Annotated in this window: 20 protein-coding genes; 3 read left to right on the forward strand and 17 right to left on the reverse strand. The window is 66.2% G+C overall.

Translation table 11 applies throughout. The features are described 5' to 3' along the window. Positions 1-218 precede the first annotated feature (218 nt). The 4 genes from ACESLR_RS03060 to speA all read right to left on the reverse strand — a co-directional run bounded on the left by ACESLR_RS03060 (position 219) and on the right by speA (position 3515). Positions 219-545 (reverse strand): type II toxin-antitoxin system PemK/MazF family toxin, encoded by a 327-nt coding sequence (locus ACESLR_RS03060; protein ID WP_373025783.1) that lies wholly within the window; start codon positions 543-545, stop codon positions 219-221. Then, positions 539-778, reverse strand: coding sequence for a hypothetical protein (locus tag ACESLR_RS03065; RefSeq protein ID WP_373025784.1), 240 nt, complete (start codon positions 776-778; stop codon positions 539-541). The genes ACESLR_RS03060 and ACESLR_RS03065 overlap by 7 nt, the downstream gene beginning before the upstream one ends. A gap of 580 nt (positions 779-1358) precedes the next feature. Next, positions 1359-1607 carry a YcgL domain-containing protein gene (locus ACESLR_RS03070; RefSeq protein ID WP_373025786.1) on the reverse strand — a complete coding sequence of 83 codons (249 nt, stop codon included), beginning with the start codon at positions 1605-1607 and terminating at the stop codon, positions 1359-1361. A 3-nt stretch (positions 1608-1610) separates the two neighbouring features. Next, complete coding sequence (speA, locus tag ACESLR_RS03075) at positions 1611-3515, reverse strand: biosynthetic arginine decarboxylase (protein ID WP_373025787.1); 1905 nt, start codon at positions 3513-3515, stop codon at positions 1611-1613. 130 nt (positions 3516-3645) lie between these two features. Here speA and speE point away from each other — a divergent pair, with 130 nt between their 5' ends. Beyond that, positions 3646-4497, forward strand: a complete 852-nt coding sequence (gene speE, locus ACESLR_RS03080) for a polyamine aminopropyltransferase (RefSeq protein ID WP_373025789.1) — start codon at positions 3646-3648, stop codon at positions 4495-4497. A gap of 156 nt (positions 4498-4653) precedes the next feature. Here speE and ACESLR_RS03085 read toward each other — a convergent pair whose 3' ends face one another. From ACESLR_RS03085 to folB, 6 genes are all read right to left on the reverse strand, one after another. Next, positions 4654-5460, reverse strand: coding sequence for an ABC transporter permease (locus ACESLR_RS03085; RefSeq protein ID WP_373025790.1), 807 nt, complete (start codon positions 5458-5460; stop codon positions 4654-4656). Then, positions 5451-6071, reverse strand: a complete 621-nt coding sequence (locus tag ACESLR_RS03090) for an ATP-binding cassette domain-containing protein (RefSeq protein WP_373025792.1) — start codon at positions 6069-6071, stop codon at positions 5451-5453. Before ACESLR_RS03090 ends, ACESLR_RS03085 begins: the two co-directional genes overlap by 10 nt. Before the next feature lie 331 nt (positions 6072-6402). After that, entirely contained in the window at positions 6403-7656 is a 1254-nt protein-coding gene (locus ACESLR_RS03095; protein ID WP_373025793.1) for an ammonium transporter, read from the reverse strand. 34 nt (positions 7657-7690) lie between these two features. After that, a complete protein-coding gene (locus tag ACESLR_RS03100; RefSeq protein ID WP_024325935.1) occupies positions 7691-8029 on the reverse strand; it encodes a P-II family nitrogen regulator in 339 nt (112 codons plus the stop codon). Between the two features lie 68 nt (positions 8030-8097). Continuing rightward, the gene (locus ACESLR_RS03105) at positions 8098-8838 is read right to left on the reverse strand and encodes a TorF family putative porin (protein WP_373025795.1); all 741 of its coding nucleotides are present in this window, start codon (positions 8836-8838) and stop codon (positions 8098-8100) included. A 416-nt stretch (positions 8839-9254) separates the two neighbouring features. Then, positions 9255-9614, reverse strand: coding sequence for a dihydroneopterin aldolase (gene folB / locus ACESLR_RS03110; protein ID WP_373054783.1), 360 nt, complete (start codon positions 9612-9614; stop codon positions 9255-9257). 105 nt (positions 9615-9719) lie between these two features. Between folB and ACESLR_RS03115 the strand changes: the two genes are divergently transcribed. Continuing rightward, a complete protein-coding gene (locus ACESLR_RS03115) occupies positions 9720-10712 on the forward strand; it encodes an amidoligase family protein (protein ID WP_373025799.1) in 993 nt (330 codons plus the stop codon). Continuing rightward, a complete protein-coding gene (locus ACESLR_RS03120) occupies positions 10699-11529 on the forward strand; it encodes a gamma-glutamyl-gamma-aminobutyrate hydrolase family protein (protein ID WP_373025801.1) in 831 nt (276 codons plus the stop codon). Before ACESLR_RS03115 ends, ACESLR_RS03120 begins: the two co-directional genes overlap by 14 nt. A 223-nt stretch (positions 11530-11752) precedes the next feature. Here the strand turns inward: ACESLR_RS03120 and msrA are convergent, their stop codons facing one another. The 7 genes from msrA to trkA all read right to left on the reverse strand — a co-directional run bounded on the left by msrA (position 11753) and on the right by trkA (position 18722). Then, entirely contained in the window at positions 11753-12385 is a 633-nt protein-coding gene (msrA, locus tag ACESLR_RS03125; RefSeq protein ID WP_373023651.1) for a peptide-methionine (S)-S-oxide reductase MsrA, read from the reverse strand. Positions 12386-12396: 11 nt separating this feature from the next. Further along, a complete protein-coding gene (locus ACESLR_RS03130) occupies positions 12397-13557 on the reverse strand; it encodes a PQQ-dependent sugar dehydrogenase (protein WP_373023652.1) in 1161 nt (386 codons plus the stop codon). Positions 13558-13667: 110 nt separating this feature from the next. Continuing rightward, the gene (locus ACESLR_RS03135; RefSeq protein WP_373023653.1) at positions 13668-14489 is read right to left on the reverse strand and encodes a DNA-formamidopyrimidine glycosylase family protein; all 822 of its coding nucleotides are present in this window, start codon (positions 14487-14489) and stop codon (positions 13668-13670) included. Positions 14490-14498: 9 nt separating this feature from the next. Then, positions 14499-15476, reverse strand: a complete 978-nt coding sequence (locus ACESLR_RS03140) for a lipid A biosynthesis acyltransferase (RefSeq protein WP_373023654.1) — start codon at positions 15474-15476, stop codon at positions 14499-14501. Then, positions 15473-15832, reverse strand: a complete 360-nt coding sequence (locus ACESLR_RS03145) for a tetratricopeptide repeat protein (protein WP_373023655.1) — start codon at positions 15830-15832, stop codon at positions 15473-15475. The genes ACESLR_RS03140 and ACESLR_RS03145 overlap by 4 nt, the downstream gene beginning before the upstream one ends. Positions 15833-15874: 42 nt before the next feature. After that, positions 15875-17329 carry a TrkH family potassium uptake protein gene (locus tag ACESLR_RS03150; protein ID WP_373023656.1) on the reverse strand — a complete coding sequence of 485 codons (1455 nt, stop codon included), beginning with the start codon at positions 17327-17329 and terminating at the stop codon, positions 15875-15877. Between the two features lie 13 nt (positions 17330-17342). Beyond that, the gene (gene trkA, locus ACESLR_RS03155) at positions 17343-18722 is read right to left on the reverse strand and encodes a Trk system potassium transporter TrkA (protein ID WP_373023657.1); all 1380 of its coding nucleotides are present in this window, start codon (positions 18720-18722) and stop codon (positions 17343-17345) included. Between the last annotated feature and the right edge of the window lie 10 nt (positions 18723-18732).

Consider the following 18732-nt stretch of genomic DNA (forward strand, 5'->3'; position numbering starts at 1 on the left):
GGTCATGGAATACGAACTCTAGATACTGGCAAAAGGGCCGACACTATACAGACTTATGAGCGTCCGCGCTGCGACTTCCACGTTTTCAGCGCAGGCTCCGCGCGCTTGCTCCCGTCATCCCGGCCGAAGCACAGCGCAGAGCCGGGATGACGGAGGGACAGTGAAGCGGAAGCACAAATGCCGGGGCGTATCGTGTGAGGCGACCGGACCGCAAAAACTCAGGCGAACATCTCCAGGAGTTGCGGGTGCCAGCTTGCGAGTTCGATCGAGCCGAGGGTGGACACCAAACGCCGCTTGTCCACACTGCGGATCTGGTCGAGAAGGATACGGGCCGGGCGGCCCGCGAGCTCGACCTCCGGCCGGCACCCGAGCGGCTGCCCCTTGCTGGTGATCGGCGCCACCAGGACCCGGGGCAAGGCTGCGTTCATGTCGTCGGGGGAAACGACCAATGCAGGGCGGGTCTTGCGGATCTCCGTGCCAACGGTCGGGTCCAGGTTGACCCAGTAGACGTCACCGCGGCGAACCGGTGCGCGATGCCCTACCATTCCCACTCCTCGGCATCCTCGGCCAAGGGCGTGTCGGGCCATTCGGGTACATCGTCCTGATCGATGTCGTAGTGGTCGAACCAGCCGGCGCGCGGCTCGGTAATCGGCTCGATGACGATCCGGTGGCCCTCGAGCCGCAGGTCGATCTCGTCGCGGATCCCGCATTGGCGCAACAGCGTCGCAGGTAACAGGACGCCGCGGGAGTTTCCAATCTGTCGCAAAGTCGTTTTCATGCCCTCTCCACAAGCCGCCTGAAGTTATAACAATGTATCATCATAGGCACCGTGGAGGCCAGATTGAAGTCCACCACCCGAGGCTGGCTCGCTGCGCTCAGCGCGCCCCGTCTGCAGTCACCCCGCCCCCGCCATCTAGGGAAACACTGATTAATGTACACGTTCGCGTTGGCATCCCAGGTTTTCCGAGACAAGGCGCGTCGTGGAGTGGGTAGTAGCTCTACCCATAGGCGGCGCAACGCAGGATCGGGGAACCTGGGGTACCAACCCCACAAGCGATTGAATGAAGGGGCTCGGCCGCTTTTGCATGCGCACTGCGTTGCGGCTCCCTTGTGCAGAATGACTGCACGGCAGTCGCCGCGCCTTGTTCGCACGCAAAAGCGACTCGAGCGCGAACGTGTACATTAATCAGTGTTTCCCTAGGCCGTAGCGCAGGCCCGGGACCTACGGCGTGGGGGATGTCCCAGGGCCAGGGGAGACCACTGTGCACGAGACCCCGGATAACCGCTTCGCGGTTTCCGGGATGACGGAGAGAGAAGCTCACGGCGACGACATTCCGGGGGGCCGCCATGCGGATGGATCAGGGCTTGGGTTCGTCTTCCGGGGGCGGGAACTGGAGGTGGAAGCCCTGCTCGTCGAGGTTGACCAGGACCTTTTGCGGGTCTTCCTGGGCCAGGGTGCGCTCCGGCGTCAGCTCGAACTCCAGTGCGAACTCCAGGTTGCCGAGGGCGCGCATCACGCCTTCGGGCAACTCGGAGAAATCATCCTTCTCCGGGAGATAGACATAGGTATCGGCGCGCTTGCTCGCGCGATAGACGTAGCACTGCATGATTCAGTCCTCGAGATAGGTGTAGCCGGTCAGGCCGTGTTCCAGTTCCGCCAGCAGCCGTCCGGCGGCCTCGCCGCGCAGGCCGACGGCGTCGATCTTGGCCCGGAAGGCGCGGCGCAGGTCATCCGGGGCGAAGTGCACGTAGGAGAGCAGCTCGTCCACGGTGTCGCCGCGCTCGGGGTTCAACAGGCGGTAGCCGCCCTGCTCGGTCAGTCCCACATTCACGGTGTCGGTGTCGCCGAACAGGTTGTGCAGGTCGCCGAGGATCTCCTGGTAGGCCCCGACCAGAAAGATGCCGAGATAGTAGGCCTCGCCCGTTTTCCACGGGTGCAGCGCCAGGGTGGTGTGCGTGCCCTCGCGCTCCACGTACTGCTCGATGTGGCCGTCGGAGTCGCAGGTCAGGTCCTGCAACACCGCACGCCGGATCGGGGCCTCGTCCAGGCGGTGCAGCGGCATGATGGGGAAGATCTGGTTGATCGCCCAGGTGTCCGGGATCGACTGGAACACGGAGAAATTGCAGAAAACCTTGTCCGCCAGCTTGTCCGTCAGTTCGGCGCGGATCTCCGCGGGCAGCGCCTCCGGCTGCGCCAGCAGGCGCTGGCACAGGGCGAAATAGATCGCCTCGGCGCGCGCCCGGTCCGCCAGCGAGAGCATCCCGCGGGCAAAGCGCGCCTGCAGGTCGGACAGGCCGAACGCGGCATCGTGATAGATCTCGGAGGCCGGGCGCTCGCGCTCGTCCAGGAGCGCGCGCATCGCGGCGATCTCGGGCAGCTCGTCGTCTGCCGCGGGCGGGATATCGCCATCCCCGGGGGCCGGCTCGCAGTCGATCACGTTGGTAATCAACACCGCGTGGTGCGCGGTGAGCGCCCGCCCGGATTCGCTGAACACCTCGGGCATGGCGAGATCATGCGCCTCGCAGATGCGCTTGAGCGGGCGCAGGATGTTCAGCGCGTACTCCTCCACCGAGTAGTTGATGGAGCATTCGTTGCGCGAGCGCGAGCCTTCATAGTCGATACCCAGGCCGCCGCCGACATCCACGACCTGCAGCGCGGCACCCGCCTCGGTCAGCGCCGCGAAGTAGCTGGCCGCCTCGCCCATGCCGTTCTGGATATCGCGAATGTTCGCGATCTGCGAGCCCATGTGGAAGTGCAGCAGCTGCAGGCGGTCGAGCCAGCCGAGACCGCGCAGGCGCTCGAGGATGCCCAGTACATCCGCCGCGGACAGGCCGAACTTGGCCTTCTCGCCCCCGGTGTTCTGCCACTTGCCCTTGCCAATCGACGCCAGGCGCACACGCAACCCCAAAAGCGGCGCGATATCCATGTTCTCGGCCTGGCGGATGACCTCCTCCAGCTCGGAGGGCTTTTCGATGACGATATACACGCGATGCCCGAGCTGGCGCCCGATCAGCGCCAGGCGCACGTATTCGCGATCCTTGTAGCCGTTGCAGATAATCGCGGCACCCGGGCGCGACTGCGCGAGCACGGCCATCAGTTCCGGCTTGCTGCCCGCCTCCAGCCCGACCCGCGGGGTAAAGCCCTCGGCATCCGGCGTATCGCCCGCCGCCAGGATCTGGTCCACCACGCTGCGTTGCTGGTTCACCTTGATCGGATAGATCGCGGTGAACGCGCCCGGGTAATCCAGCTCGCGCGCGGCGGCATCGAAGGCCCGCGCCAGGCGGCGCACGCGCCCGTCCAGCACATCCTGGAAGCGCACCAGCACCGGCGGCCCGACATGTTCCTCGCGCAGCCGCCCGGCGAGTTCGTGCAGATCGACGCCCGGGTGATCCGGCCAGTCCGGTCGCCGCATGACCACGTGCCCCGCGGCGTTCACCTCGAAAAAGCCACCGTTCCAGTGGTCGATCCCGTAGGTCGCGCGGGCCTCATCCAGATTCCAGGGCGTGACAGACATGGCGATCCCGGGTTAACGCATGAGTGTGACCGGGGCGCCGTCATTACGCGGCGCCAGTTGCCCGCAGCGTGCGGGGCACTATCATAGCGGCGCATCATACCGTCCACCGTACCGGCAAGGGGAGCCGCCAATGGCACTCGACAACAACTGGTTCAGCGAGCCGCACGAAAACATGGCCCTGTCCCTTCGCATCAAGCAGAAGCTGCACGAGGAGCAGACCCCGTACCAGAAGATCGAGATCTACGAGACCGAGGCCTTCGGCAACCTGATGGTGATCGACGACTGCGTGATGCTCACCGGGCGCGACAACTTCATCTACCACGAGATGATGTCGCACCCGGTGCTCTACTCGCACAACGCCCCGAAGAACGTGGTCATTATCGGCGGCGGCGACTGCGGCACCCTGCGCGAAGTGCTCAAGCACGACGAGGTGCAGAAGGCCGTGCAGGTGGATATCGACGAGCGCGTCACCCGCCTGTCGGAGCAGTACTTCCCGGAGCTGTGCGATGCCAACGACGACCCGCGCGCCGAACTCCGGTTCGACGATGGCGTGCAGTATCTGAAGGACGCCAGACCCGGCTCGGTCGACGTGATCATCGTCGACTCCACCGACCCGGTAGGGCCCGCCGAGGGGCTGTTCTCCACCGCCTTCTACAAGGACTGCGTGAAGGCCCTGGCTCCGGATGGTCTGCTGGTGCAGCAAAGCGAATCGCCGCTGTTGCATACCGAGAGCATCATCCGCCCAATGCACGACAGCCTGCGCGCGGCCAGCTTCATCGATGCGTTGACGCTGCACTTCCCGCAACCCACCTACCCCTCCGGCTGGTGGACCTGCACCATTGCCGCGAAGGACGCCCCGGTCTCCTTCGTGCGCGAGGAGGCGGCCGAGGAGGCAACGTTTGCCACCCACTACTACAACGCCGCCATCCACCGCGCCGCCGGCGCCACGCCCGAGTTCTTCCGCCGCAAGCTGTTCGCCTGACGGGACCAGCCGCCCCGGTGGTTTTTTGCCAGCCCAGGGGCTTCAGCCAACGCCTGTGATGCGGTTCGCTGCGCTCAGCGCATCCTACGGGGGCTCCGCCGCGCGTCGCAGGGTGCATTGAGCGAATGCGAGATGCACCGATCGTGGTGGATAGGGCTACGTGTGGCGGCCCGGCTTCAGGCGGTCGAGACGCAGGCGTTCGCGGGTGTCGAACAGGCGGCGCGAGGCGAACCAGACCGCGCCGAGGGTACCGAACCCGGTGCCGGCGGTGATCAGGAACATGATCAGGATCTGGTACTTGACCGCCTCCACCGGCGGGGCGCCGGCGAGGATTTGCCCGGTCATCATGCCCGGCAGGCTGACGATGCCGGCGGCCGCCATGGCGTTGATGGTCGGCATCAGTCCGGAGCGGGCGGCCTCGCGGCGCATGGTGGCGACCGCCTCGCTCCAGCCCGAGCCCAGTGCCAGCCGTCCCTCGATGGTACGGCGCTCGCGCCAGACGGTCTGGGTCAGGCGGTCCAGCCCCAGCGCGATGCCGGTCATGGTGTTGCCCAGCAACATGCCCAGCAGCGGGATGGCGTACTGCGGCTCCCACCAGGGCGCAGGCCCCACCATCGTCGTCAATGCCAGCACGGTCACGGCAAACGCGGAGACGAACATGGTGACGGTACCGATCCCGTAACCCCACAGGCCGGCGAAGCGCCGCTGCTGCCGGGCCATGACCTCGTAGCCCGCCACCGCCAGCATGATGACCGCCATCAGCGCCACCCAACCGAGCTGCGCATGGTCGAAAAGCGTCTGCAGGACCAGACCAACCAGCAGTAGCTGGATCACGGTGCGCGCACCCGCGATGAGGAGGCTGCGCCCCAGCCCCATGCGTGCCCAGACGGTAAGCCCCGCCAGGGCGACGACCAGCAGCGCCGCCAGCGTCAGGTCCAGCGCGGATAGCGAGATCAGCTCCATGCCGCGTTCTCCAGCTGCCCTTCGTGGATGGTGAGGATGCGCCCGCCCAGGCGTTGACGCTGCAGCGTGTCGTGGCTGACCCACAGTGCCGCCGCCTGTTCCTCGGCGAGATAGGCCCGCACCGCCCGTTCGATGCGCTTGGTGTTCTCCAGATCCAGGTTGGCGGTGGGCTCGTCCAGCAGAAGGACCCACGGCTTGTTCAGCAGCGCGCGCACCAGGCCCAGGCGCTGTTTCTCACCGCTGGAGAGGCGCTCGATCTCCCAGCCCAGCGAGGCCTCCGGCAACGCGACCTGCTCCAGCAGGTGAAGGGCTGTCTCGCGCGAATAGCCGGCCGGCAGGTGCTCGTCCACGCGCTCGCCCCACCAGGCGGTCTCGGCCGGCACGTAGGCCACGCGGCGGCGCCACTCGACAGGCCGCATGGCATCGCGGGGCTCGCCGTTCAGTGTCACCTCACCGGTGTTGGGGTCGAGGTCCGCCAGGGCCCGCAGCAGCAGGGACTTGCCGGAACCCGAGGCGCCCGTGACCTGTACCAGCTCGCCGGGCTGAACCGCCAGGTCCAGCGGGCCAAGGTGTGCCGTTTTGAGTTGGCAAACGTCCAGCAGGCGATCCATGCGACAGGCTTCCGGTGCGGCAAAAGCGGGATCGTAACCGAAGCCGGGGCGCCGGGATGAATGGCCCGACCGGGAGACCCTGCTTGCTGGGAAGAGAGCCGGCCGGGGTGTTAGTAGCCCGCGGGCATCAGTCGCAACAACCGCCGCGGGCGGGGGCTTCGCGGGCAAGCCCGGTCCCACAGGGTGTGCCGAACAAAAAAAGGGCGCCCGGGGAAGGGGCGCCCAAAGGCCAACATCCGAGTCCCGGGAGACTGTCTTGTCGGCGTCGGAGGAGACTTGTTGAGGATCGAGCCGCCGCGCGGCCCGATCCTGGTTTCAGGTAAACGAGGGATCAGTTCTTGCCGGTAAACTCCGGATAAGCCTCGAGACCGCACTCGGCGATGTCGGCGCCCATTTCCTCGTCCTCTTCGTTCAGGCGAATGCCCATCACCGCCTTCAGGATCGCCCAGACAATCAGGCTGGCCACGAAGACGAACACGAAGATGGCAAGCAGGCCCGCAATCTGGCCAAAGAAGGTCGCATCCGGGTTGGTCAGCAGGACTGCCATCACGCCCCAGATGCCGGCGGTACCGTGCGCGGAGATCGCACCCACCGGGTCGTCGATCTTCAGCTTGTCCAGCGCCACGATCGAGAACACCACGAGCACGCCACCGATGGCACCGATGACCATCGCCAGGAACGGGCTGGGCATCAGCGGTTCCGCCGTGATGGACACCAGGCCCGCGACCGCGCCGTTCAGGGCCATGGTCAGGTCGGCCTTGCCGAACACCAGGCGCGTCGTGATCAGGGCGGCCACTACACCCCCGGCCGCAGCCAGGTTGGTATTGGTGAACACCGCGGCCACGGCATTGGCGGATTCGATGTCGGAGACCTTCAGCTCGGAGCCGCCGTTAAAGCCGAACCACCCCAGCCACAGGATCAGCACACCCAGGGTGGCCAGCGGCATGTTGGAGCCCGGGATGGCGTTGATCTTGCCATCCTTGGTGTACTTGCCCTTGCGTGCCCCGAGGAGCAGCACGCCGGCCAGTGCCGCCGCGGCACCCGTAAAGTGGACGATGCCGGACCCGGCGTAGTCCAGGTAGCCGATCTGATCGAGCATACCGCCACCCCAGCTCCAGAAACCCTGCATCGGGTAGATGAAGCCGGTCAGGACGACCGCGAAGGTCAGGAAGGCCCACAGCTTCATGCGCTCGGCCACGGCGCCCGAGACGATGGACATCGCGGTGGCCACGAACACGACCTGGAAGAAGAAGTCGGCACGATCGGAGTAGTAGATGTCGCCACCACTACCCATTACGTCCGCGACCGCATTGTCGCCGCCGAGCAGGAACCCCAGCCCCGGGATAACGGAGCTGAGACCATCACCGTACATGATGTTGTAGCCGACGAGCATGTACATGATGCTGGCGATCGAATACAGGGCGATATTCTTGGTTGCGATTTCGGCGACACTCTTGGTGCGCACCATTCCGGCCTCGAGCATGGTAAAGCCCGCGGCCATCCACATCACCAGCGCACCGGCCACCAGGAAATAAAAGGTGTCCATGGCGTAGGCGAGTTCGACTACTTGCTGTTCAATTTCCATGATTGAAATTCCTCATTCGATGGAAGGCAGTGGATTAGAGCGCTTCCGGTCCGGACTCGCCCGTGCGGATACGCACGACCTGCTCCACCGGCGTAATAAAGATCTTGCCATCGCCGATCTTGCCCGTACTGGCGGACTTTGAAATGGCCTCGACAACCTGGTCGACCAGGTTTTCGTCAACGGCTACTTCAAGCTTCACCTTGGGCAGGAAGTCGACCACGTACTCGGCACCGCGATACAACTCGGTATGACCGCGCTGGCGACCAAAGCCCTTGACTTCGGTCATGGTCATGCCCTGCACGCCGATCTCCGAGATCGCCTCGCGAACATCATCAAGCTTGAATGGCTTGATCACGGCGGTAATCATCTTCATGTCAGACTCCTGTGGGCGGGCCCGCCGATCCACGGACCCGCCTTTGCATTAAGAGGTAATAGCCGGGTTCAGAACGTCTTGGACCAGCCCACCCAAACCTTCATGTCTTCGTTAGATCCCGCGAGTTCGGAGCGATCGTCATCCTTGATGTCGGCGTACTCCAGGGTGAACGAGACGTCGCCAAAGTCACCCACATCGCGGTACATGGACGCGGCGTAATGCAGGTAATCCAGATCTTCCTGATCCGCGGACCCATCGGCATCAAAGGTGTAATAGCCGGCAGTCAGGTCGAGACCAAAGTCATTCGGCAGCGCGATGTCATAGCCAAGGTAGTAATAGACATCACCCGAATCGAACGCCTGCCCACTTGACTGATCGCTGTTCGCCGTCGCGGCAAGACCGCCATAGAACCCTTCGTACGAAAGCTCACCGTAAACCTCGCCGAAGTCGATATCGACGGGGCTATCAGGATAGGCGTAATAGACATAACCGACGTCATAGCCAAGTCCATTTCCAAGCTCGCCTGCGAACCCGGCATAGAGGTCGAGCTCGTACTTTGCTTCGCCGTCTCCGAAATCAACCGTAGACGCCCAGGTACCGGCGTAGAATCCAGACTCGTGTTCAAAATCCACACCACCCTGGATGGCAGCGGCATCATCGGTCTGAGTGACGCCACGGAAGTAGTAGTTGGAAACGGCGCCAATATTCATGGACAGCTCGGCGCTCGCAGTGGAGGTAAAGGCGACGCCACCGGTGGAACCTACCGTGAGGACAGCAGCGGCCAGCGCGGAACGGGTGAATTTCTTCATGTTGGTCATCTCCCAGATTGGTCAATCGAGTGTCGCGTAGTCGACACCCGGTCCTTGCACGGGCTGTGCCAAGTACCAAAAGGGAGCAAAATCCGCTTTTCACAACACGTGTTGCGGCCCAACCACGGCCTTTTGCCTTGAATTGGTGCGCACTAAAAGTGCACACGCACCAAAAGCGTGCGCGTTCTTCGGGAGGTGAACCGGATCCGCAGTGCCGGACGGTTCAGAACCCCTGGCAGTCGGCGGGATCGACAGGGCGACGGGAGGGGAAGGGGGTTGTCATGACGGGGGTACGCGCGGCAAGCCGCGCCGTACGCTGGATATCGGCGCGCCCCGGTCCGTCCGGCCATGGTACGGGCGCCCGGGCACGGGGATCAGCGGGATCCCCCAGGCAGGGTGCCCGTGCCGGAGGCAGTCTACGAGGAGAGGCTGCCGCGCTCGGTCTCGATGCCGACCTCGCGCACACCGGGAACGGCCCCGGGCTTGCCCAGCTTGATGCGCACCCAGGGGGTGCCAAACTGGGCCATCAGGGCCTCGGCGATCTCCTCGGCCAGGGATTCCAGCAGGGTGTGGGGCTCGCGCGTCACGATGGCGCGCACGGCGTTGGCGACTGCCTCGTAATCGACGGTATCGCCGATCTCGCCGGAATGGGCGGCGATGCGGGTATCCGCCGCGAGTTCGATGTCGAATCGCAGGCGGCGCTGGATTCGCTGTTCCCAGTCGTAGACGCCCACGACGGCGTCAATCTCGAGGTCGCGCAGATAGATTCGATCCATGGGGTCGGCGGGCTCCTGTCGGTCGGCGCCTATCCTACTGCCCGGACCGCACGACGTACACCGAGCCGCTATCATGGAGAGCCCTTGAGCGGCTTCGAGAGACGCATGAGCGAGCCCTTTCACGAACTCCCCTGGCCTGCCAACCCGGAGGGCGAACCCCGGCGTATTGGGGTCGAGATCGAGATGGCCGGGGTATCGCTCGAGACTATGGCCGAAGCGGTGCAGGCCGAGTTCGGCGGCCACGTCGAGTCGGACAGCGCATTCGTCTTCCATGTCCGCGATACGGATGTCGGCGACTTCCAGCTGGAGCTGGACGCACGGGTATTAAAGGACCGCGCCTATCGCGAGCACCTCACCCGCCTGGGCATCGAACTGGACGATTCGGACGAGGCGGCGCTGGATCGCTGGCTGGCCGACGCGGCGGGACGGTTGGTGCCGCACGAGATCGTGGCGCCCCCGATCCCGGTTGCCGCGCTGCCTCGCCTGGATCGGGTGCGGGCGACCCTGCAGCAGGCCGGCGCGCTGGGCACGGAACGCTCGGTGCTGTACGCCTTCGGGCTGCAGATCAATATCGAGGTCCACCGCACCGACGCCGAGTGGCTCCTCGCGATCCTCCGCAGCTTCCTGCTGATGGTCGAGGTCCTGGCCGCCGCGGGCACGATCGATCTCGCACGGCGACTATCCCCCTACATCCGGGCCTTTCCCGGGTCCTTCGTGCGCTACGTACTGGACCCGGACTTCCAGCCCGATCAGGCCGGCCTGATCGACACCTACCTGGCGCACAGCCCGACCCGAAACCGCCCGCTGGACCTGCTGCCGCTATTTGCCCACCTGGACCCGGACCGCGTCGCCGCCGCGCCGGTGGAGCACGAACTGATCAAGCCACGCCCGGCTTTCCATTATCGCCTGCCCAACTGCGAGATCGACAACCCGGAGTGGAGCCTGGCGCGCCCGTTCAACGGCTGGGTGGAGGTTGAACGCCTGGCGGCCGACCCGGAACGTCTGGAGCGCCTGTCGCGGGAGTACCTGGAACGCCCCGGCCAGGCCCTCGGCCGCTGGGCCGACGACTGGAACCAGCGCCTCCGTGACTGGTTCTGAGCCCGGCCCGGCGATCGCCGGCACCCCGACACCGCACCCGCGCCGCCCGGTGATCGCCATCACCGGGCCCGATCAGGGCGGAGGCCCCGCCTGGCTGTTCACGGCACTCGCGGTGTGGCGTGCCGGGGGCCGCCCCCTGCGGCTGCGCCCGGGCAAGCCGCGCAGTCATCGGCGTTTCGATGGCCTGATCGTCGGCGGGGGGGCGGACGTGGACCCCGAGCTCTATGGCGAAACCCTCCCCGAGGGACCGGATGCCGCCGCCATCCGCCAGGCGGAGAAGCGCCTTTCGCAGCGCCTGATCGGTTATCTGTTCTATCCGGCCCTGTGGCTGCTGCGCCGACTGTTCCAGTCCCACGGCGGCGTGCTGGACACCGATCGCGACCGTCTGGAGAAGTCCCTGATCCACCGGGCGCTGGACGATCATCGCCCGGTCCTGGGCATCTGCCGCGGGATGCAGCTGGTGAACGTGGTGCGCGGCGGCACGCTACATCGCGACCTGGCCGAGTTCTACGTGGAAACCCCGCAGGCCCGCAGCCTGCTTCCGGTCAAGTCGGTACAACTGGACCCTCGCAGCCATCTGGCCGACATCCTGGGGAACACGACGCTGCACGTGAATGCCCTCCACAGCCACGCCGTCAATGACCTCGGACGGGACCTGATGGTCGCTGGCCGCGAGGCCACCGGCGTGGTTCAGGCGATCGAGGCCGAACACGGCTGGTGCATCGGCGTGCAGTGGCACCCGGAATACCTCCCGCAGAAGCGCCGCCACCAGCGCCTGTTCCACGCCCTTGTCCAGGCCGCCACCCAAAGGGACTGAAAACCCTTGTTCACCACGAAGCACACGAAGGCACGAAGAAAGGCCAGGTCAAAAGCGATTCACAGGAAGTTTGGAAGACAGGAAGGTTTTTTGGTAGGGCGGTATACGCTGATCGTTACAGAACCACAGCACACACACGAGCGGGCGCCATCATCCCTCTTCCCACCTTCACGTCTTCCTGTGAATCGCTTTTCGCCGTGATGGCCAAGAGCCGGGTGGGTGCTCACGCTGGGTACGGCACGGCCAGGCCGCCGAGGCCGCAGTAGCCGTTGGGGACCTTGGCCAGGTATTGCTGGTGGTAGTCCTCGGCAAAGTAGTACGGCCGGCCCTCTGAAATCTCCGTGGTGATTACCCCGCGCCCGGCAGCCTCCAGCGCGGCCTGGAAACGCTCACGGCTGGCCTCGGCAGCCGTGGTGTGCTCGGGAGCGGTGGTGTAGATCGCCGAACGGTACTGGGTTCCGACATCGTTGCCCTGGCGCATGCCCTGGGTCGGGTCGTGCCCTTCCCAGAAGGTGCGCAGCAACGTATCCAACCCGATCCGCGTCGGATCGAACACCACCCGGACCAGTTCGGTGTGTCCGGTCTGGCCACTGCAGACCTCCCGGTAGGTCGGGTTCGGGGTGTAGCCACCGCCGTAGCCCACGCTGGTGGAATACACGCCATCCTGCTGCCAGAACAGGCGCTCGGCGCCCCAGAAGCAGCCCATGCCGAAGTGGATCACCTGCATACCCCCGGGGTACGGCGGCGCCAGCGGCGTCCCCAGGACCCTATGGCGCTCGGGCACCGGCATCGGCTCCTCGCGCCCCGGCAGGGCCTGTTCGGGGGGCGGCATGCGCGGCTCGGAAAATGCAAACATCGGCAACTCCGTCAGTCGGCGGGGGCGAGCCGGATCAGCTCCCCCGGATCGTGGTCGGTAAGCACGTAGATCGCCCCGTCATGGACACGCACGTCACGCACGCGGCGATCCAGGTCCGGCAGCACCTCGCTCTCGTTGACCAGCTCGCGCCCGTCGAAGGTCAACCGGCGCAGGGTCTGGTGGGCCAGCCCGCCAACGAGCAGGTCGCCGTCCCAGTCGGCAAAGGCAGGATCGCGCAGGATCGCCATGCCCGACGGCGCGATGGATGGCGTCCAGTGATGCAGGGGCGACTCCATGCCCTCCTTCTCGGTAATCCCCTCGCCGACCTGGCCGCCGGCATACTCGCGCCCGTGGGTGATCACCGGCCAGCCGTAGTTCAGCCCGGGCTCGATGATGTTCACCTCGTCGCCGCCGCGGGGACCATGCTCGTTCTCCCAGAAGGTCCCGGTTTCCGGGTCGATCACCATGCCCTGCGGGTTGCGCACGCCCCAGGCCCAGATCTCCGGACGGGCGTCGGGGTCGTCCACCAGCGGGTTGTCGTCCGGCACCGACCCGTCGTCGTGCAGCCGGATGATGCTGCCGATATGCGTGGCGGTGTCCTGGGCATGATCGCGATTACCGCGGTCCCCCACACTGATGTACACGTGATCCGCATCGTCGAAGACGATCCGGCCGCCGAAATGGCGCCCGCCACGCACCCCCGGTTCGGCGGTGAACAGGGTCTCCACGTCCCGCAGCTCGCCCTCCTGGAAGCGCCCGCGTGCCAGACGCGTGGTCAGCCCGCCGTCCACGCTGGCGGAATAGGTGAAGTACAGCCAGCGGTTGTCGACGAAATCGGGGTGCAGCGCGAGGTCCAGCAACCCGCCCTGGTTCTGCGCCTCCATGGCGTCCGGCAGCCCGGGGACGAGCACGCCCCGGCCGTCGAAGGATTCGGCGTCCTCGAACCAGCGCAGACTGCCCGGGCGTTCGCTGATCAGCGCCCCGCCCTCCGGCAGGAAGGCAATGGCCCAGGGGTGATCGAGCTCCTCGTTCAGCACGCTGACTTGCAGGTCCTGCCCCCCGGCCTCCAGACCCTGGGCCGAGACGCCGGAGGACCCGGTACAGGCCATCACCAACCCCGCCAGCACGGGTACCAGGGTCATGCGTCCCGTCTTCATCGTGCGCGTATGCATGATTTTCCTCCTTGGGAAATCCGCCCCTGGCCTGCCGGTCCAGCGCGGATGCTCGGTGAATCGGCACAGCGCCTTGAGCGAGTCGTATTCTGTTGGTACACCCAACCGGCCTAGGGGTTCCCGGCCTGGCAGGACGGGCACCAGTAGGTCGAACGAAGGTGCTCGCCCAGCCGGGCAAATTCGATCGGCGCACCACACCGGTGGCACGGCTCGCCCCGGCGGCCGTAGACGTACAGGAAGGCCTCCTCCTCCGCCCGCTCGCGGGTAATCCGCGGACCCGGCTTTACATTGCGCCGCAACAGACGTTCCGCCTCGCGGTAGAGTCCCGCCAGCATTGCCTCCGTCACCTCTCCAGCGGGCCGCAGCGGGTGGCATCCCTGCAGGAACAGCACTTCCGACTTGTAGATGTTGCCGATGCCCGCCGCCAGCGACTGGTCCAGCAGCACGTCCAGGATCGGTCGCCCCGGATCGGCACGGGCGCCCACCCGGGCGACGACCGCGTCCAGATCGAGGGCCGGGTCCAGGAGATCGGGGCCGACGCGGGCATCCAGCCGGGGGACATCCCGAGCGCCGGCCGTGCGCGGGCACCACTGCAGCTCGCGCGGATGAAAGCAGACCAGGACGCGATCCGGCAGCGTCAGCACCGCCCACGCGGCGGAGGCCGGCTTGTGCCAGGCGGAACCGGGCGCGTACTGGTGCCAGGTGCCGTACATACCGAGATGGCTACGCAACTGCCAGGGCCGGCCATCCGCGGCCTCGAGATCCAGCAACAGGTGCTTGCCCCGGGCCTGCACGCCTTCGGCGGTCATCGCGCCATGCTCGCGCAGCGGGTCACCCCGGGCCGCACGGGTCGCGACCCGGCACAATGCCGTCCCCTCCAGCACCGGGCGCAGCGCCGCCGCCAGCTTGTGGATCGTATCGCCCTCGGGCATGGGTCGGGATCAGCGCTTGCGGTCGGGGTAGAAGCGCGGCTCGCCTTCGGGGCGGGTGCGGAACAGGCGCATGGACCACAGATACTGCGGCGGAGCCTGTTCGATGCCGCGCTCCACGGCCGCGTTCATCTGCCGGGCGTCGGCCTCGTCATCGCCGGTGGGATACCCGTCCATGGGAGGCCACAGGCGCATCACGTACTGGTCCGCCGCCGTGTCGTACCAGGCGAAGCTGGGCAGTACCGCGGCCTTCGACATGCGCGCCAGGCGCGCCAGCGCGGTCAGCGTAGCCTTCTTCACGCCGAAAAAATCCACGAACACCGCACCCTCGGCGCCCAGGTCCTCGTCCGGAAGGTAGTAGAAGAAGCGCCCGCGCTTGAGCTGGCGGATCGCCGGGCGCAGGCCCTGGTCGCGGGCGAAGATGTCGCCGGAGTAGCGGGTGCGGCTGCGATGGTTGATCCACTCGAGCACCGGGTTCTTCATCGGCTTGGCAAAGGACACGCCGTCGAACATCTGGCTCATGCGAACGCCGCCGTAGTCCAGCGCCAGGGAGTGCGGGGCGAGGATGATCACCGGCGTGCCGGCGGAGCGCAGGCGCTCGTAGTGCTCCACACCCTCGATGCGGATCCGGGTGGCATGCTGACCCGGCTTGCCGAACCACAGCAGGCCGTAATCCAGGACGGTCTGTGCCTGGTAGCGGTAATAGGCCTCCAGACGCTGCGCGCGCTCGGCGGCGCTCAGGTGCGGAAAGCACAGCTCCAGATTGCGTTCGGCCACCCACCGGCTGCGCCCGGCGAAGCGACGGATCAGCGGGCCCAGGCCGCGCGCCAGACCGCGCACGGCCGGACGCGGGAGCTCCTGCAGGACCCAGGCCAGGGCCAGCAGCAACCAGCTGCCCCAGTAACGCGGGGCGAAGTGCGCGGCGGTCAGCGGGGCCTGGTAGGCGCCCGCGTCCTGGTCCCGGCTTCGGTCGTCGTCTGCTGCGCTCATGCGCCCCCGGAGCCGTCGCCAGGTCCATCCATGGCGGCCTGTTGCTTGCGGGCGCGCTTGGCGAAGACCTCCATTTCCTTCGCGGCCTGCAGGTCGCCCTTCTCGGTGGCCACGCGAATGCCCCGTTCGCAGGTGGACAGCGCCGCCTCGGGGCGCTCCAGCTGCACCAGCGTCTTCGCCAGCAGCTTCCAGGCGGCCGAGTAGCCCCCGTCCAGTTCCAACGCCCGCTCCAGGTGCGGGACCGCAGCCTCGAGCTGGCCATCGGTCGCCAGGGCATTGCCCAGCGAGAAACGCAGCATGGCGGAGTCCTGCCCGCCATCGAGCATATTCTGGAAGCGTTCGATCATGTCGCTCATGGGGCACCTCCCGCGCGCCGCCGGCCAAACTACCTTTTCAGGCTAACGCCGCCAGAAGGCGGGCGACAGAAGCACCAGCACGGTAAAGATTTCCAGGCGGCCCATCAGCATGGCGAACACCAGGACCCACTTGCTGAAGTCGTTGATCGACTGAAAGTTGGGCCCGACCTCGCCCAGTCCGGGGCCGAGGTTGTTCAGCGTGGCCGCCACCGCCGAGAACGCGGTCACCTGATCCAGACCGGATGCCATCAGCGCCAGCATCATCACCACGAACACCATCACGTAGGCCGCCAGGAAACCCCACACCGCCTGGACCACCCGATCCGGGGCCTCCTTGCCGTTGACCTTCACGGTGATCCGCGCATGCGGGTGGATCAGGCGCTTGATCTCGCGCAGTCCCTGTTTCATCAGCAACAGCACGCGGACCACCTTCATGCCACCGCCGGTGGAACCGGTACAGCCACCGATGAACGACAGGAAGATCAACAATACGGGCAGGAAACCGGGCCACAGGTAGAAGGCGTCGGTCGCATAACCCGTCGTGGTCGCAATCGACACGACATGGAAAACCCCGCGGCGCAATGCATCCCCGAACTGATCGGCAAACCCGCTCCAGAGCATGAAGCCGACCACCAGCACGGTCGCCGAACCGAGTACCAGCAGGTACGCGCGTAACTCCTCGTCCCGCCGGTACGGCTTCCAGGTCGCGCGGTGCAGCACCAGAAAGTGGAGCGCGAAGTTCATCCCGCCCAGGACCATGAACGCGATGGCGACCATCTCGATCGCCACGGAGTCGAAGTGGCCGATGCTGGCGTCATAGGTCGAGAAGCCGCCAATCGCCACCGTGGTGAAGGAGTGCGCGACGGCATCGAAGGCGTCCATGCCGGCGACCCAGTAGGCCACCGCGCAGGCCGCGGTCAGGCCCAGGTAGATGTACCAGAGGTTGCGCGCGGTCTCGGCGATGCGCGGGGTGAGTTTGTTGTCGCGGATCGGCCCCGGGGTCTCGGCCTTGAACAACTGCATGCCGCCCACGCCCAGAAGCGGCAGGATGGCCACCGCCAGCACGATGATCCCCATGCCGCCCATCCACTGCAGTTGCTGGCGATACCACAGCAGCGCCCGCGGCAGATCGTCCAGCCCGGTCAGCACGGTGGCCCCGGTCGTGGTCAGGCCGGACATCGATTCGAACGCCGCGTCGGTGAAGGACACCTGCAGGCTCGGATCCAGGAACAGGGGTGTCGCCCCGGCGATCCCCAGTCCGAGCCAGAACAGGACCACCAGGATGAAGCCGTCGCGCGCCTGCAGCTCCTGGCGCATGCGGTACAACGGCGCCCACAGCACACCCCCCATCAGCAACAGCAGGGCGAAGGCCTGCAGGAACACGAACGCGGTGGACTCCCCATACAGGAAGCCAATGGCCGCCGGCGGCAGCATCGCCAGACTGAACAGCGTCAGCAGGACACCCAGCAGCCGGGCCGTGGAGGCGAGATGGAGCATCCGCGAGCTCCGCCTAGAAGAACAGCGCCGTGGGCTGGAACAGGCGCTGTACCTGCTTCACCTTGCGCCGGTCGGTCACGAACAGGATCACGTGGTCGCCGGCCTCGATGACGGTATCCCGGTGCGGAATGATGACCTCCTCCTCGCGCACCACGGCGCCCAAACTGGTGCCCTCGGGAAAGTCGATCTCGTCGATCCGGCGACTGACCACCTGCGAGGTGCGGGCATCGCCATTGACCACCGTCTCGATGGCCTCGGCCGCGCCGCGCCGCAGGGTATGCACCGTGGCGGTGCCGCCCTCGCGTACACGGGCCAGCAGCGCCCCGATGGTGGCCTGTTGCGGCGAGATCGCGACGTCGATGGTGCCGCTTTGCAGCAGATCGACGTAGCTCGGGCGATTGATCAGCGACATCACCTTGCGCACGCCCCAGCGCTTGGCCAGCATGCCGGCGAAGATGTTCGCCTGGTCGTCGTTGGTGACCGCGCAGAAGACGTCGCTGTGCTCGACGTTGATCGATTCGAGGAAGCGGTCATCCGAGCTGTCTCCGTGCAGCACCAGCACATTGCTGGGCAGGGTGCGCGCCAGGTGGTCCGCGCGATCCGAGTCGCGCTCGACCACCTTGACCCGGTAGCGCTTGCTGAGGGTCTCCGCGAGGCGCTCGCCGATGTTCCCGCCGCCCGCGATCATGATTCGCTTGTAGGGTTTCTCCAGCTTGCGGAGCTCCGAAGTCACCGCGCGGATGTTCTTCTTCGCGGCGACGAAGAAGACTTCGTCGTCCGCCTCGATCACCGTCGAGCCGTCCGGCTGGATCGGCCGGTCCTTGCGGAAGATCGCGGCGACCCGGGTATGGATACCGGGCATGTCGCTTTGCAGGTTCTTCAGCTCGTGCCCGACCAGCGGACCGCCGTAGTAGGCCCGCACGCCCACCAGCGACACCCGCCCCTCGGCGAACTCCAGCACCTGCAGCGAACCGGGGTGTTCGATCAGTCGCTGGATGTGGCTGGTCACGATCGCCTCGGGCGAGATCAGCATGTCCACCGGCATCGCGTCCTGGGCGAATAGCGCCGGCGTGTCGTGGTAGTCGCGGGCTCGCACCCGGGCGATCTTGGTCTCGATGTTGAACAGCGTGGAGGCCACCTGACAGGCCACCATGTTGGTCTCGTCCGAGTTGGTGACCGCGATCAGCATGGACGCGTCCTGCGCCCCGGCCGCCTCCAACACCGAGGGGTGGGCGGCAAAGCCGTGCACGGTCTTGATGTCGAAGCGATCCTCCAGCTCCGCCAGCATCTCCGCACGGTAGTCGACCACCGTGATGTCCATTCCGTCGGCGCTCAGCGCCTCGGCCAGCGACTGGCCGACCTGGCCGGCGCCGAGGATGATGATGTGCTTCATGCGTCTCCCG

The sequence above is a fragment of the Thioalkalivibrio sp. genome (genome assembly GCF_041685615.1).
Lineage (GTDB): Bacteria > Pseudomonadota > Gammaproteobacteria > Ectothiorhodospirales > Ectothiorhodospiraceae > Thioalkalivibrio.